The organism is Trichlorobacter sp. (assembly GCF_034008105.1).
GTDB lineage: Bacteria > Desulfobacterota > Desulfuromonadia > Geobacterales > Pseudopelobacteraceae > Trichlorobacter.
Window position 1 is genome coordinate 223,026 of the sequence record NZ_JAVEPN010000001.1, and the last position, 14,932, is coordinate 237,957.

The 14,932-nt window shown below is 55.9% G+C and carries 14 protein-coding genes and 4 tRNA genes; 8 read left to right on the forward strand and 10 right to left on the reverse strand.

All coding sequences use genetic code 11. The annotated features are described in order from the left end of the window. Positions 1-43 precede the first annotated feature (43 nt). Genes nuoL through RBQ93_RS01090 form a run of 3 tightly spaced genes read left to right on the forward strand, consistent with a single transcriptional unit; the run spans position 44 to position 5,153 of the window. The gene (gene nuoL, locus RBQ93_RS01080) at positions 44-2,047 is read left to right on the forward strand and encodes an NADH-quinone oxidoreductase subunit L (RefSeq protein ID WP_320370147.1); all 2,004 of its coding nucleotides are present in this window, start codon (positions 44-46) and stop codon (positions 2,045-2,047) included. A 37-nt stretch (positions 2,048-2,084) separates the two neighbouring features. Beyond that, positions 2,085-3,659: an NADH-quinone oxidoreductase subunit M gene (locus RBQ93_RS01085; protein WP_320370148.1), complete on the forward strand. Its 1,575-nt coding sequence runs from the start codon at positions 2,085-2,087 to the stop codon at positions 3,657-3,659. Between the two features lie 33 nt (positions 3,660-3,692). Next, positions 3,693-5,153 (forward strand): NADH-quinone oxidoreductase subunit N, encoded by a 1,461-nt coding sequence (locus RBQ93_RS01090; protein WP_320370149.1) that lies wholly within the window; start codon positions 3,693-3,695, stop codon positions 5,151-5,153. Between the two features lie 170 nt (positions 5,154-5,323). Here RBQ93_RS01090 and RBQ93_RS01095 read toward each other — a convergent pair. The 5 genes from RBQ93_RS01095 to RBQ93_RS01115 all read right to left on the reverse strand — a co-directional run bounded on the left by RBQ93_RS01095 (position 5,324) and on the right by RBQ93_RS01115 (position 6,866). After that, positions 5,324-5,421: transfer RNA gene (locus tag RBQ93_RS01095), tRNA-Sec, on the reverse strand. Between the two features lie 47 nt (positions 5,422-5,468). Continuing rightward, positions 5,469-5,545: transfer RNA gene (locus tag RBQ93_RS01100), tRNA-Arg, on the reverse strand. A 21-nt stretch (positions 5,546-5,566) separates the two neighbouring features. Next, positions 5,567-5,659, reverse strand: a tRNA-Ser gene (locus tag RBQ93_RS01105). Between the two features lie 104 nt (positions 5,660-5,763). After that, a complete protein-coding gene (locus RBQ93_RS01110) occupies positions 5,764-6,351 on the reverse strand; it encodes a GTP-binding protein (RefSeq protein ID WP_320370150.1) in 588 nt (195 codons plus the stop codon). Between the two features lie 23 nt (positions 6,352-6,374). Further along, positions 6,375-6,866 carry a roadblock/LC7 domain-containing protein gene (locus RBQ93_RS01115; protein WP_320370151.1) on the reverse strand — a complete coding sequence of 164 codons (492 nt, stop codon included), beginning with the start codon at positions 6,864-6,866 and terminating at the stop codon, positions 6,375-6,377. A gap of 192 nt (positions 6,867-7,058) precedes the next feature. On the opposite strand from RBQ93_RS01115, the gene RBQ93_RS01120 reads away from it, so the two are divergent. The 3 genes from RBQ93_RS01120 to RBQ93_RS01130 all read left to right on the forward strand — a co-directional run bounded on the left by RBQ93_RS01120 (position 7,059) and on the right by RBQ93_RS01130 (position 8,751). After that, on the forward strand, positions 7,059-8,120 hold the full coding sequence (locus RBQ93_RS01120; protein ID WP_320370152.1) for a radical SAM/SPASM domain-containing protein: 1,062 nt from the start codon (positions 7,059-7,061) through the stop codon (positions 8,118-8,120). A 54-nt stretch (positions 8,121-8,174) separates the two neighbouring features. Then, a tRNA-Phe gene (locus tag RBQ93_RS01125) sits at positions 8,175-8,250 on the forward strand. A gap of 63 nt (positions 8,251-8,313) precedes the next feature. Next, on the forward strand, positions 8,314-8,751 hold the full coding sequence (locus RBQ93_RS01130; protein ID WP_320370153.1) for a hypothetical protein: 438 nt from the start codon (positions 8,314-8,316) through the stop codon (positions 8,749-8,751). A gap of 69 nt (positions 8,752-8,820) precedes the next feature. Here RBQ93_RS01130 and RBQ93_RS01135 read toward each other — a convergent pair whose 3' ends face one another. Then, positions 8,821-9,603, reverse strand: coding sequence for an IclR family transcriptional regulator (locus RBQ93_RS01135; RefSeq protein ID WP_320370154.1), 783 nt, complete (start codon positions 9,601-9,603; stop codon positions 8,821-8,823). A 177-nt stretch (positions 9,604-9,780) separates the two neighbouring features. On the opposite strand from RBQ93_RS01135, the gene RBQ93_RS01140 reads away from it, so the two are divergent. Next, the gene (locus RBQ93_RS01140; protein WP_320370155.1) at positions 9,781-10,236 is read left to right on the forward strand and encodes a universal stress protein; all 456 of its coding nucleotides are present in this window, start codon (positions 9,781-9,783) and stop codon (positions 10,234-10,236) included. Between the two features lie 30 nt (positions 10,237-10,266). Next, positions 10,267-11,061 carry a polysaccharide deacetylase family protein gene (locus RBQ93_RS01145; protein ID WP_320370156.1) on the forward strand — a complete coding sequence of 265 codons (795 nt, stop codon included), beginning with the start codon at positions 10,267-10,269 and terminating at the stop codon, positions 11,059-11,061. 229 nt (positions 11,062-11,290) lie between these two features. Here the strand turns inward: RBQ93_RS01145 and proC are convergent, their stop codons facing one another. Genes proC through hpnJ form a run of 4 tightly spaced genes read right to left on the reverse strand, consistent with a single transcriptional unit; the run spans position 11,291 to position 14,833 of the window. Then, a complete protein-coding gene (gene proC, locus RBQ93_RS01150; protein ID WP_320370157.1) occupies positions 11,291-12,112 on the reverse strand; it encodes a pyrroline-5-carboxylate reductase in 822 nt (273 codons plus the stop codon). A gap of 3 nt (positions 12,113-12,115) precedes the next feature. Beyond that, positions 12,116-12,556, reverse strand: a complete 441-nt coding sequence (locus RBQ93_RS01155) for an EamA family transporter (RefSeq protein WP_320370158.1) — start codon at positions 12,554-12,556, stop codon at positions 12,116-12,118. Further along, positions 12,549-13,415, reverse strand: a complete 867-nt coding sequence (hpnK, locus tag RBQ93_RS01160; protein ID WP_320370159.1) for a hopanoid biosynthesis-associated protein HpnK — start codon at positions 13,413-13,415, stop codon at positions 12,549-12,551. Before hpnK ends, RBQ93_RS01155 begins: the two co-directional genes overlap by 8 nt. After that, positions 13,412-14,833: a hopanoid biosynthesis associated radical SAM protein HpnJ gene (gene hpnJ / locus RBQ93_RS01165; protein WP_320370160.1), complete on the reverse strand. Its 1,422-nt coding sequence runs from the start codon at positions 14,831-14,833 to the stop codon at positions 13,412-13,414. The genes hpnK and hpnJ overlap by 4 nt, the downstream gene beginning before the upstream one ends. Positions 14,834-14,932: the final 99 nt, after the last annotated feature.

Sequence of the window (14,932 nt, forward strand, 5' to 3'; positions counted from 1 at the left end):
GAACCGATACTTGATAAGACGAATTGAATAAAGGAGTAGCTCAATGTTCGACAACGTGTGGCTGATACCCCTGTTTCCCCTGATCGGGTTTCTGATCAACGGTTTGCTGGGTAAGAAGATCAAGAATGAGACAGTCATTGGCTCGATTGGCGCCTTTGCGGTACTCTGCTCGTTCATAGTATCCGTCATGACCTTCCTCAAGTTGATCGGTCTCCCTGCAGAGGAGCGGGTGGTCAACGTCAAGATCTTTACCTGGATGACTGCCGGCACCTTCAATGCCGACATCGCCTTCCTAATTGATCCGCTGTCCTGCTTGATGCTGCTGGTGGTCACCGGTATCGGTTTCCTGATCCATGTGTACTCCATCGGCTACATGCACGGTGAAGAAGGCTTCTACCGGTTCTTTGCCTACCTGAACCTGTTCGTCTTCTCCATGCTGCTGCTGGTCATGGGTAACAACCTGCTGCTGATGTTCGTCGGCTGGGAAGGTGTGGGTCTCTGCTCCTACCTGCTGATCGGCTACTACTTCCATAAGAAGTCCGCCGGTGACGCCGGCAAGAAGGCTTTCGTGATGAACCGGGTTGGTGACTTCGGTTTCCTGCTGGGTACCTTCACCCTGTTCTGGTTCATGGGCCAGACCCACAACGTCTGGACCATCCAGTTTACCGAAATGGCTGCCAATGCCCATCTGCTGCCTACCGGCGGCATTGTAACGGTGATTACCCTCTGCTTCTTCCTGGGTGCCACTGGTAAATCAGCCCAGATTCCGCTGTACACTTGGTTGCCCGACGCCATGGAAGGCCCGACACCAGTCTCCGCCCTGATCCACGCTGCCACCATGGTTACCGCTGGTGTTTACATGATTGGCCGGATGAGCTATCTGTTCATCCGCTCCCCTGAGACCATGATGGTGGTTGCCGTGGTCGGTGGCTGTACTGCCCTGTTTGCCGCCACCATCGGTACTGCCCAGAACGACATCAAGCGCGTGCTGGCCTACTCCACCGTTTCTCAACTGGGCTACATGTTCCTGGCCATGGGGGTTGGCGCCTTTACCGCTGGTGTGTTTCACCTGATGACCCACGCCTTCTTCAAGGCCTGTCTGTTCCTTGGTTCCGGTGCCGTTATCCACTCCATGCACGGTGCCCTGCATCACATCCACTCCCATGACGATGCCCAGGATATGCGTAACATGGGCGGCCTCAAGAAGCATATGCCGCTGACCTTTATGACCTTCCTGATCGCAACCATCGCCATTGCGGGTATCCCTGGCTTCGCAGGCTTCTTCTCTAAAGACGAGATCCTGTGGTACGCCTTTGCCAACCCGCTGCATGGCGATCTGAACAAGCTTTTGTGGGGCTTGGGTGCCTGTGCCGCCCTGCTGACCGCCTTCTACATGTTCCGTCTGGTCTTCATGACCTTCTTCGGCAAGTGCCGCATCAAGGAAGGTGCTGAGAAGCACCTGCACGAGTCGCCGATGGTGATCGTGATCCCGCTGATCGTGCTGGCCCTGCTGTCCATCGTGGGTGGTTACATCGGCATGCCCAAGCTGATCGGCGACGTGCTGGGCGGTATGCCCAACTATCTGGAGCATTACCTGGAGCCGGTCTTTGCCAATGCCAATGAGTACATGAAGGCTCATGCGCATGCCGAGCATCACAGTCATGCCCTTGAGTGGGGCCTAATGGGTATCTCCGTGGTGATCGCCCTGATCGGTATCTCGATTGCTGCCGTACTGTACCTGGTGAACCCCGAGCTGCCCAAAAAGTTCACCAGCGCCTTCCCGGCACTGCACCGCGCTGTGTACAACAAGTGGTACATCGACGAACTGTACGACTTTATGATTGTCAATCCCTGCAAGTCGCTGGGTAACTTCCTCTGGAAAGGGTTTGACGTGTTGGTGGTGGATGGCCTGGTGAATGGCGTTGCCCACGTAGTGATGGCCTTTGGCGGCGTCACCCGTTACCTGCAGACCGGCCAGATTTACAACTATGCTTGGACCATGGCCTTCGGCGTGGTCGTGATCGTCGGTTACTATCTGTTTAAGTAACGTTCCGTTTCGCATTCTGTATAAAGGAGCAGATTCGATGAGTAACATTCTGAGCGTAATGACCTTTCTGCCGATCCTGGGGGTGCTCCTGCTGCTCTTCATCCCCAAGGAGAGCAAAGGTGTCCTGCGCGGCGTCGCGATGTTGACGACGATCGCCACCTTTGTGGTCTCGCTGCCGATCTTGACCGGCTTCCAGACCATCGCCGACTATCAGTTCGTGGAGAACGTACCCTGGATCGCTGCCGGTCCGTTCGCCATGCGCTATAACATCGGTATTGACGGCATCAGCCTCTGGCTGGTGATCCTGACCACCTTCATCATGCCGATTGCGGTGCTGTCAACCTACACCGCAGTCGAAGAGAAGGTGAAGGAGTACATGATCTGCCTGCTGCTGCTTGAGACCGGTATGCTGGGCGCGTTCATCTCGCTCGACCTGTTCCTGTTCTATATCTTCTGGGAAGTTATGCTGATCCCGATGTACTTCATGATCGGTATCTGGGGTGGCAAGAACCGGATCTATGCTGCGGTCAAGTTCTTCGTCTACACCATGGTTGGTTCATTGCTGATGCTGGTTGCCTTGATCTACCTGTACTTCCTGGGTACCAAGGCTGGCATTACCGATTTCAGCCTGCTGCACTTCTTTGATCTGAAGGTTGATCCGGCAACTCAGACCTGGCTGTTCTTGGCCTTTGCCTTCGCCTTTGCCATCAAGGTGCCGATGTTCCCGCTGCACACCTGGTTGCCCGATGCCCACACCGAAGCGCCGACTGCCGGTTCTGTGATCCTGGCCGCCATCCTGCTGAAGATGGGTACCTACGGTTATGTTCGTTTTGCCATGCCGCTCTTCCCTGAGGCGACCCACCAGTTCACCCCGCTGATCGCCACTCTGGCAGTGATCGGCATTATCTACGCTGCACTGGTGGCCATGGTGCAAGAGGATGTCAAGAAGCTGGTGGCCTACTCCTCGGTGGCCCACTTGGGCTTTGTTATGCTGGGCGTGTTCGCCCTTAACGAGCAGGGCGTCACTGGCGGTATGCTGCAGATGCTGAACCACGGCGTCTCCACCGGCGCACTGTTCCTTATCGTCGGCTTCATCTACGAGCGTCGTCACACCCGTCTGATCACTGACTTTGGTGGCCTTTCCAAGCAGATGCCGATCTTTGCAACCATTTTCATGATCGTGACCCTGTCGTCGGTTGGTCTGCCTGGTACCAACGGGTTTGTTGGTGAATTCCTGATCCTGGTGGGCGCCTTCGAAAGCTCCCTGCGCTGGTGGGCGGTGATCGCCTCCAGTGGTGTTATCTTTGCTGCTGTCTACATGCTCTGGATGTTCCAGCGCGTCATGTTCGGCGAACTGGATAATCCCAAGAACCAGGTACTGGAAGACCTGAACCTGCGTGAAATTGCCATCATGGTGCCGCTGATCGTGCTGATCTTCGTGATGGGTGTGTACCCGAACCCGTTCATTGAAAAGATGACCCCGTCCGTCAAAAAGGTAATTGCCAAGGCCCGCATTGAGCCGGTGGCAACTGCCAAGGTTGAAGCCCCTGTAGCAGTGCAGCCTGAAGCTGCTCCGGTTCAGCCTGCTGCTGATAAGCCGGCCGGTCACTAGCCAACTGAGTCAACGTTCCTGGAGGACTGTTCAATGGAAATCAATGTAGCCCAACTATTTCAGACGATTAACCTCGCCACCATCATGCCGGAGGTCATCCTTTCGGTGGTCGGTATGGCGCTGCTGCTGGTTAACGTCTTCGTGCCCTCCAAGTCCAAGGGATACCTGGCCTGGCTCAGTCTGGCAGGCCTTGTGGCTGCCGGCTGTGCTGCCGCCAGCGGCTGGGGACAAACCATCGAGAGTTTCAGCGGCTCGGTGGTGCTGGACAACTTTGCGATCTTCTTCAAGATCATCTTTGTGGTTGCCGCTGGCTTGGCAGTCCTGATCAGCGACCAGTACATGGAGCGTGAAGGCTGCAACCACGGTGAGTTGTATCCGCTGGTGCTGTTCACCACCGTTGGTATGATGCTGATGGCCTCCGGCACCGACATGATGACCATCTTCCTCGGCCTTGAGCTGATGTCGATCTCACTGTATGTGCTGGCCGGTTTCAATCGCGCCAGTGTTAAATCCAACGAATCCGGCATGAAATACTTCTTGCTGGGTGCCTTCTCCACCGGCTTTCTGCTGTACGGCATGGCACTGGTCTATGGCGCCACCGGCACGACCCGGATCGCCAAGATCGCCGCTGCAGCCGCCCAGATGCAAGCACCGAGCACCATGTTCCTGATCGGTGCCTTGTTGATCCTGACCGGCTTCGCCTTCAAGATCGCCGCCGCTCCGTTCCATATGTGGACTCCGGACGTCTACGAAGGTGCCCCGACGCCGATCACGGCCCTGATGTCTGCTGGCCCCAAAGCAGCAGGTTTTGCCGCCTTCCTGCGTATGTTCCTGGTGGCCTTCCCCACACTGCAGGCCGATTGGTCCGACCTGCTCTGGATTTTGGCCGTATTGACCATGACGGTCGGTAACATCACCGCCCTGCGTCAGGACAACATCAAGCGGATGCTGGCCTATTCTTCCATCGCTCATGCCGGCTATGCCCTGGTTGGCTTTACCGCCGCTAATTCAACCGGTACTGCTGGTATTCTGTTCTACATGCTGTCCTACGCCTTCATGAACATTGGTGCCTTTGCCATCGTGGTACTGGTAGCCAAGCAAGGCGAGACCAACGGCAATGTCCAGGACTTTGCCGGTCTGGGCCATAAGCGGCCGGCCTTGGCTGCTGTCATGACCCTGTTCCTGTTCTCCCTGGCCGGCATGCCGCCTACCGCCGGCTTCATCGGCAAGTTCTACCTGTTCTCCGGCGCCGTAGAGGCCGGGTATGTCTGGCTGGCTGTGATCGGTGTGCTGAACAGCGCCGCTTCGGTTTACTACTACCTGCGGGTGATGGTATTCATGTACATGAAGCCGGCAGAAGAGGAGTTTAGTTGGGTTTCAGTTTCCGCTCCGATTACCCTGGCCCTGGTCATTTCTGGTCTTGGCTCCTTGGTGCCGGGCATCGTGCCTTCCTATCTGCTGCAGTTTGCAGAGGCGGCGGTAAAGCTGATCTAAGGCCTTTGTATTTATATTCAGTTACCAAAAATGGCGGTCCTTGCATAAGGACCGCCATTTTTGCTTTGTTACGTCTATTCTGTGCTGTGTCGGGTTTGGGTGTGCTTCTATAAAAGAAAAAGCCGGAAAACGCGAAATACTGCGTCTGCCGGCCTTAAACGTGATGAGTTTGGCGGAGGTACATGGGAATCGAACCCACCGAGGAGATTTCTCATCCCCTCCACCGGTTTTGAAGACCGGGCGGCCCACCAGCGACCGACGTACCTCCGTACGGAAAACGGGTCAGGAAGCATAACATCCTGACCCGTTTGTGTATGGCGCGCTTGGAGAGATTCGAACTCCCGACACCCAGATTCGTAGTCTGGTACTCTATCCAGCTGAGCTACAAGCGCATGGTGCAACAGTAAAACATATGGCGGAGAGAGAGGGATTCGAACCCTCGATACCGGTTGTCCCAGTATACTCGCTTAGCAGGCGAGCGCCTTCGGCCTCTCGGCCATCTCTCCTCTCTCTGAGCGAGGATTTTTATCTATACACAGTTTTAGTACTAAAAGCAAGCATTGTTTAGCGACGTCAATGTTGCCACGTCTCTGGCTAATATTAGTTAAGATTACTTGCCTTTTTTAAGGTCTACCAGGATAAGCTTGGCCACAGCCTTGAGTGTTTCAAATACGCCTTCGCCGGTTGAGGCGCAGGCCTCAAAATCAGGCACGTTGGTGGGGTTTAACTCTTTGCGAAGCTCATCAACAGAAACCGCATTGGGCAAATCTCGCTTGTTGTACTGTACGACGTAGGGAAGCTTGTCCAGGTCGTAGCCTTGTTCTTTAAGGTTATGCCTGAGGTTTTCAAGGGATTCGACGTTGGCATCCATCCGCTCTTCCTGGGAGTCGGCGACAAACACGATGCCGTCGACGCCCTTCAGGATGAGCTTGCGTGATGCGTCATAAAAGACCTGGCCCGGTACCGTGTAGAGGTGAAAGCGGGTCTTGAAACCGCGTATCTCGCCCAGGGCCAGTGGCAGGAAGTCGAAAAACAGGGTGCGCTCGGTTTCGGTTGCCAAGCTGATCATCTTGCCTTTGGCCTCAGGAGCCGTCTTGGAGTAAACATGCTGCAGGTTGGTCGTCTTGCCGCACAGTCCGGGGCCGTAGTACACAATCTTGCAGTTTATTTCACGGGATGCATAGTTGATGAAAGACATGCTGCGTACCTCGAGGGGGCTGGCTAACTGAACAGGTTATCGATGTCGTCATCGGTAATTTCGGCAAACGGGAACGACGAGTTGCCGGACTTGGCCTGTTCTTCTGACTTTTTCATCAGCTTTTCGAAGATGGTAGACAGTTCCTCGGAGGATTTTTTGACCCGTAAGCGAACCAGCCCCAGTGAGGAGCGGTTGTCAAACAGTACGACCAGGATGACGCGGCCGCCGACGATGGAGATATGCAGATTGTCCTTCTCGCCCTCGTGAAAGAGGATTGAAAATTCTTTTTCACCGATCAGTTTGGCAAGGCCGCCAGTGGCGGCAATGTTGCCTGCGGTCAGTGATGCCAGTGAAGTGGTGTCGAAACGCTCGGTTTCGCCAACGCCGGAGATCAGTTGGCCGTTTTTATCAACCAGAAAGATTACCTTTGAGTTTGAATCTTTGAGGAGCCGTTCAATGACGGCGTTAATTTCTTGAAACTCCTCATCATACATGACCATCTGGGATGTGGACATGCCATATCTCCTTGTTGTGGGGCCGCTTTTTCGGCAGGCTGCTTACTAATGCTTGTCTATAACAGAACCAGGCTGCAGATTCAAGCTGATTCATCCGCTGTGTGGTCCTCCAGTGCGGATATAGCCTTGAGTTTTAGGCTTGTTTCGCTTACGATACCGCTACTTGAGTTGGTACAGCTTTCAGGAGTTTTCATGACAACAGAGTATCTGCCGAAGTGGATCGCCTGGGAAACCACCCAGCGATGCAACTTGCGCTGTGTGCATTGCCGCTGTTCATCTGAGCTGACCTCGTCAGAAGGTGATTTTGCTACGCAGGAAGGTAAGGATCTGCTGGACGAGATTGCGGCCTTTTCCAAGCCTGTGGTGGTGCTTTCCGGTGGGGAGCCGCTGATGCGTCCCGACATCTTTGAATTGGCCCGCTACGGCACCTCGCTGGGGCTGCGGATGTGTATGGCTACCAATGGATCACTGGTAACGGATGAGGTCTGCGAGCAGATGAAGGCCGCCGATATCAAGATGGTCTCGCTGTCGCTTGACGGATCGACTGCCGCCATTCATGACAACTTCAGGCAGTGTCCCGGCGCCTTTGAGGGGGTTATACGGGCTGCCGAGCTGTTTCGTAAACATGGCCAGAAGTTTTTGATCAACTCGTCTTTTACCAAGCGTAATCAGCACGACATAGCGGCCACCTTCAAGCTGGCAAAATCGCTGGGGGCTACTGCCTGGTATATGTTCATGATTGTTCCCACTGGCCGTGGCGAGGAGATCATGAACGAACTGATCTCCAAGGAGGATTACGAGGAGATTCTGGATTGGCACTATCAGCAGGAAAAGCTGGAAGACGAGATCCTGATGCGGCCGACCTGTGCGCCGCACTATTATCGCATCGTGCCCCAGAAAGCCAAGGCTGAAGGGGTTGCGTTTCAGCGGCGCTCGCTGACCTTTTCGACAGGAGGCGGCAAAGGCTGTATCGCTGCCCAGAGCATCTGTCTGATCGACTGCTTTGGCAATGTCAAGCCATGCTCATACTTCCATCGGGTTGCGGGAAATGTTAAGCAGACGCCGTTTCGTGAGATCTGGGAGCATTCGGAGATATTTAAAGACCTGCGCAACTTCAAGGCCTATAAAGGCAAGTGCGGACAGTGTGAATACATCAATGTCTGCGGTGGTTGTCGTGCTCGGGCGGATGCGGTGCATGGTGACTACATGGCCGAAGAGCCGTTCTGCAACTATATCCCGATCAAGGCGGCCTAAGTGCTTTTTCGTGTTGACAGCAGGCAACAAGCTGTATATAAACAAAAGCTCTTCGCCCGGATAGCTCAGTTGGTAGAGCAGTGGACTGAAAATCCACGTGTCGCTGGTTCGACTCCGGCTCCGGGCACCATCTAACTTTAACAAGGCATCTGTCCGCTGGGCAGGTGCCTTTTGTGTCTCAAAGGGGGGGCTGATGATGAAGATCGTACTACTGGTTGCTGCTTTGCTGGCCTTTGGACTGCCTTCGGTCTGTCTGGCTGAGGAAGATCCCAAAAAACAGGCAGAGCTGTTGGAAAAGATCGAAAAGCTGGAGCGGCAGATCAACGAGTTGCGGGCGCTTAAGCTGCTTAAGCAGTCGCTGCCGGTTAAGCGCGATCAATGCATGAAGGTGGTCGGAGTGGAAGGCTACTGCACCTGCGTGGTTGAAAAGCTGCCTGCCAATGTTGATTATCGACAGTTTGTGCAGATCTTGCTGACCCCGGCCGCAGAGTTGGGGTATGACAAGATGAGCGGTGAGCAAAAGAAGGATGTGGATGATGCCTTGGTGGCGTGGGCCAAGTGTGTCGACTATAAAGCACCCAAGCCAGAAGGCGGCTTTGATAAGATCTTGCAGCGCGATACCTTGTTTTAGAAATCTCTGCCCATGAAAAAGCCGGCACGCTTAACCAGCGCACCGGCTTTTTTGCATTAAAAGGGGAGGTTACTTCTGGAAGCCCAGCTTGGCTGAGATCTCTTCGGCTGCACGGATCACCAGCGGGGTCAGCTCTTTTTTGATCCGCTCATCAGAGAAACGCATTGAGGGGCCGGAGATGCTGACTGCACCGATAATGCGGCGGGTGTAATCGCGAATCGGAGCGCCGACGCAGCGGACGCCCTCGTCCAGCTCCTCGTTGTCAATGGCGAATCCCTGCTCTGCAATGACACGCAGTTCCTTTTTCAGTGTCTCGCGGTCAGTGATGGTGTTAGCGGTGAACTGGTCCAGCTCGCGCTGTGGCATGAAGTGATCCAGCTCTTCATCGCTCATGTAGGCGATCTGGACCTTGCCGGCTGCTGTGCAGTAGGCCGGCAGGCGGGAGCCTACCCGTGGTACAACCCGCACCGTCATGTTGGTTTCTTCCGCATCCAGGTAGATGATGTGAAAGTCCTTGAGGATCGCCACATAGGTGGTTTCATTACATTCTTTCACCAGGGATTCCAACACCGGCTTCGACTGGCGCAGCAGACCCATCTGCTTGATGAAGGTCTGGCCCAGCTCCAAGGTTTTAAGCCCCAGCCGGTAGTTTTCGGTTACTTTGTTCTGCTCGATATAATCACGGGATTCAAGGGTGGCCAGCAGGCGGAAGACGTTGTTTTTGTGCAGCTTCAGCCGTTTTGAGAGTTCGGTTACGCCCAGTTCGTCGACCTCGTCGTGGAACTGCTCCAGCAGGTCGAGGGCGTGAGATACTGCTTGAATCAGATATTCTGATTTTTCTTTTTTGGCCATGAGTTCGGAATCCTGAAAAGCGGTGATATGGGTATGCCGACCTGAGAGTCGACAGTGCGATGAATATAGAAAAATGTTTTATAATTGTCAAGTGTGAACGATTGCATTATATTTTATGACGCATGCTGACCAATTTTTGTTCAGAAAATCAAAAAAATAAAACATCCTGGAGCGGTCATGCTGAATCTGAGAAAAAAGATACTGGTGGCCATAGATGGTTCCCCCTACTCGGATAAGGCTGCCGAAGAGGCGGTGCGGATGGCGGCCGGTAACCGCAGTCAGTTCAAGAGCAAGATTTATGCACTGTTGGTGGTGCCCAACGCCCAGAGTTCATCCTACTCTGACTTCGTACCGGTCAAGCCGTTGACTGAAAGCGAACAGTGGGAGGATATTCGCAAACGGATCTTTTATATCATCGAGAAGAGTGCTGCCGAGTATGACATCCCCTTGGAAATGATTGTCGAGGCTGGCGAGCCGGCCGAAAAGTTGGTGGAGTTTGCCAAGGAGGAAGGGGTTGACGTGATCGTGATCGGCAGCTCCGGCAAAGGTTTTCTCCAGCGCCGTCTCAAGGGAAGTGTCTCGCATCGGGTGGCAGAGCTGGCGCCCTGCTCGGTCTATCTGGTGCGAGCCTGATACGTCTTTTTACCTGAAAGGTCTGGTTTGATGTCACGTTTTGTTGCTGTGTTGTCCCTGGTGATCTCGCTGTGCTGCTCCTCGGTTGGGTTTGCCGCCGTTCCCCATGATGTCTCGGTACCGATCCTGCTCTACCACCGCTTTGGTGCCACTGTGGCCGATGGCATGACCGTCAAGACCTCGGTCTTTGAAGCCCAGATGAAGTACCTGCATGATAACGGTTACAAGGTGATTCCGTTGCGCCAGCTGGTGTTGTGGTACCAGGGCAAAGGAGCTGCCCCGGCCCCGAAGTCGGTGGTGATCGTGGAGGACGATGCCCACCGGTCGGTTTACAGCGATATGTTGCCTATTATACGCAGATACCGTTTTCCGGTTACGGTCTTTGTCTATCCTTCGGCCATCTCAAACGCCAAGTACGCCATGACCTGGGATCAGCTGCGTGAATTGAAAAAGACCGGCCTGTTCGATTTTCAATCCCATACCTACTGGCATCCCAACTTCAAACGGGAACGCAGAAAACTGCAGCCGGCCGCCTTGGACAAGCTGGTGATGGAACAATTGACCAAGTCGAAACGCAAGATCGAGCAGGAGTTGGGCGGATCGGTGGATCTGCTGGCCTGGCCCTTTGGCATCTATGATGATTATCTGTTGCGGCAGGCCCGGTCAGCCGGGTATGTCGGCACCTTTTCTATTGAGCGACGTCATGCCAACAGAAGCGAAAAACTGCAGATACTGCCGCGTTATCTGCTGGTGAATGCCGACCAGGGCAAAGCCTTTGAACAGTTGTTGACCGGCAATGCGGTCAAAAGGAATGTGGCATATTGAGCGATGCGAGTCCCCCCAAGAAGCACCCCTGTCCTGACTGCAGCTTTTGTCAGTGGTGCTCCGATGACCGTTGTCACCTCTGTCTCAAGAGGGGGTGTTGCAAGCGGCAGTTGTCGCAGGCTGAGCAGATCGCCTTGTACGAACAGCTGAACAGCAAACAGGGGACATGACAAAGCGGGTGCAGCCAAGGGGCTGCACCCGCTTTCACGTTGCTGAGGTTGTTCTGTTGCTACAGCAGTTTGATGCCGGCCAGTTCCTTGGATCGTTTAACTGCCGCATCCACCGCGTCCATGATCAGGCCGTGGAAGCGGCCATTTTCAAGGGCATGCAGGGCGGCGATGGTGGTGCCACCCGGCGAGCTGACCCGGTCGCGCAGCACCGCCGGATGCTCGCCACTCTCCTGCACCAGGCGTGCGGCCCCCAAAACGGTCTGCACGGCCAGTCCAACCGACACTTCCCGCGTCAGTCCGTTCTTGACACCGGCGTCTGCCAGCGCCTCGATGAAGGTAAAGGCGTAGGCCGGTCCACTGCCGGAAACCCCGGTTACGGCATCCATCTGTTTTTCAGCGACCTGATAGACGGTCCCCACCAGATGAAACAGTTCGCGAGCCGTCTCTATATCTTCGGCAGTTGCCCGCCGCCCGCCGCAGATGGCGGTGGCTCCGGTTTGTACCAGGGCGGGGGTGTTGGGCATGGCGCGAACGACGCGGCAGCCATTCAGGAGTGACTCTTCGATAAAGGTGGTGGAGATGCCGGCCATGATCGAGACCACCAGTTTTTGAGGCGTGACTGCCCCCTCGAGCGATGACAACACACTGGCCGCCAACTGCGGTTTGATGGCCAGCACGATCAGATCGGCCTCTTTGGCCACCTCGCTGTTGTCGTCGCTGGTGCGCACCTGCAGGCTGGTGGCCAGGTGGGCGCGGCGATCCAGCACCGGGTCGGAGACCACAATGTTGCGCGGCGCCATGCCGCCGGCCACCAGTCCTTTGATGATCGCCTCGGCCATGTTGCCGCCGCCGATGAAGCCGATGGTGTTGTTCTGAAGCATGCGTTATCCCCTTGTCTCTGATTCACTGCTGCTGACAGTCGCCAGCTCGGTTGCTGTTTGCTTGGTGTCGGCGCTGCTTTTGGTGATCAGCATCACCCCGATACAGACCAGGATGATGCCGGCCCAGCGTAGCGGTGAGACCTGTTCGTGCAGTAGATACTTGGCCAACAGTGCCACCAGTACGTAGTTGAGGGCCTGTAGCGGCAGTGCCACCGACAGATCTTCCCAGGAGAGCACCGCCAACCACAGAAAGAAGAACAGTGCCAGCATGGCGGTGCCCACCACGATCTTCCATTCAGTCATGGCCCGTAGCGCCACCTCCATGATGCCGCGCAGGTTCATGGTGGAGAGGTCGCCCAACTCCTTCATCCCCTTGGCCAGCAACAGGTCACCCACGGTGCCGGCGGTCACCGCCATCAGCATCAGTACGATGGTCTTAAGCATAGCTTTTTTCGTCTCCCCGATAGTTGCATAAGCGGATGTCCCGCTCTATAAGGCGCTGTTTGGCAGCCGGTGACAGCAGGGCCGACAGCTCCTGCTCATGCTGGTAGTCGGGCATGCGGCGGCTGATCTCGTCATCCGGCAGGCAGCCGGGGTGCAGGTAGAGCTCGGTGGTGCCGGAGCTCAGTTCGTCCAGCAGCGCCAGCAGGTACCCTTCCGTGATGTGGCCCGAATTGAGTATCCCTTTGACCTCGGCGGCATGCACGATGCCGTGCCACGTGAGGCTGGGGACAGCATGGGCGGACAGGGCGCCAAAGATCAGGCGCTCCATTGTCTTGCCGACGATCCGGGAACGGTCGTGCCGCAGGTTTCTCAACAGGCGTTCGCGGGTAATCCGGAAGCTGGTAATACCGTGCAGCGGCATCAGCTCGATCAAGAGGGCAAACACCGTGGGGTGCATCTGGATGTTGAGGTGGCCGTCGATATGGGAGAGCGGGATGCCGGCCTGTTTGATCTTGTTGATCTGGGCCTCGATCTCGGCCCGCAGTTGCAACCGTAGCGTCGGGTCAAAGAACAGCTTCATGCCAGCCGTCACCGGGTTGTCGGGAAAACAGCCGTTCGTTTCCACCAGGCCGGGAATCTGTTCCGGCGGCAGCACCGGCCGACCCTGCACCAGGGTCAGGTGCAGCCCCACCTGCAGGCCGGGGTTGCGTCTGGCGATCTCTACCGCCTCATCAAAGGCTGTGCCGCCCGCCATCAGCGAGGTCTGGGTCAGGATGCCCTGTTGCCAGGCCAGCTCTACGGCGCGGTTAACGACGCTTGACAGGCCGAAATCGTCGGCAGTGACGATCAGCCGTCTCAACAGTGCCCCGCACGGCGTTTCTGCATGTAGTTCAGATACTGCCGGCCTTCTTTGAGCAGCTTGTTACGTTCTTCGCTGTCCACGATCATCCTGCCGATACTGCGCAGGATGTAGCTGGGCCTGAAGTAGAACTTGTTGTAGAACTCCTCCACCGAGTTGAAGATTTCGGCGTTGGTCAGGTTGGGGTAGTTAATCACGCATTTCTGGTGGCCGGTGCTGTCGATGAAATCATCCGAAGTGATCCAGCCCTGCTCCTTGGCCAGGCGGTAAAACTCGGTGCCGGGGTAGGGCGAGGCCAGCGAGGCCTGGATCGAGTTCAGGTCCAGCTGTTTGGCAAATTCGATGGTCTCGCGGATCGTCTCGCGGCCCTCGCCCGGCAGGCCCATGATGAAGGCGCCATGGATCGATAGCCCCAGTTTCTTGCAGTCCTTGGTGAACTGGATCGCCTGCTCTTTGGTGATCCCCTTCTTGATGTTCTTCAGAATCTGCTCGTTACCGGTCTCATAGCCCACCACCACATGGCGCAGACCTGCCTCGCGCATGATCTTCAGGGTCTCATAGTCGCAGTTGGCGCGGGCGTTGATGGTCCAGGAGATGCCCAGCGGCTTGAGCAGGCCGGCAATCTCGCGGGCGTGTTGGCGATTGGCGGTGAAGGTGTCGTCGTCAAAGGACAGCTCCCGCATCTCCGGGATGTTGTCCACGATCCATTTGACCTCTTCAAAGACGTTCTGCGGCGAACGGGTGCGCATCCGCTGGCCGGAAAAGGTCTGGGGCCAGAGGCAGTAGATGCACCTGGACGGGCAGCCGCGGCTGGAGTAGATCGAGACGTAGGGGCTTTTGAAGTGGGGGATGACGTAGTCCTTGATCGGCAGATCGCGCTTATAGACCGGCGCCACAAAAGGCAGGGCGTCGAGGTCCTCGATCAGCGGGCGGTCCGGGGTGTGGATGGTTACTCCGTCCTTGATGAAGCTGATGCCGTCGACCTTTGCCCAGTCGCGCCCCTCGCACAACTCCTTGGTGGAGTAGTCGAACTCACCACGGCAGACGATGTCGATGGCCCCTTGGCCTGCCTTGAGCGATTCCTCCGGCAGGATGGTGACATGGGGGCCGGTCAGTACGGTGACGATGTCCGGCTTGACCTCCTTGATCCGTCGCGCGGTCTCGATATCGATCGCCAGGGTGGGGGTGGAGGTGTACAGCACCACCATATCGAACTCTTTGGCGATGTTAAGGCAGTCGTCTAGGCTGAGTTTTTGAACCGGGGCGTCCACCACCCGGCTACCGGCAATCATGCCGGCCGGGAAACAGAGCCAGGTGGGATACCAGAATGAGGTCACCTCGCGGGAGGCCTGATAGCGTGCGCCGGCGCCGCCATCAAAATCCTCAAAGGTGGGGGGGTTCAAAAAAAGCGGCTTCATTGCAACTCCCTGATAGTTCGTAGGAAATACACACAATAGGGGCCAGCTGGCGTAAAGTCAAGCAGACAAAAAGGGCAGCCGAGTGGCTGCCCTTACAGG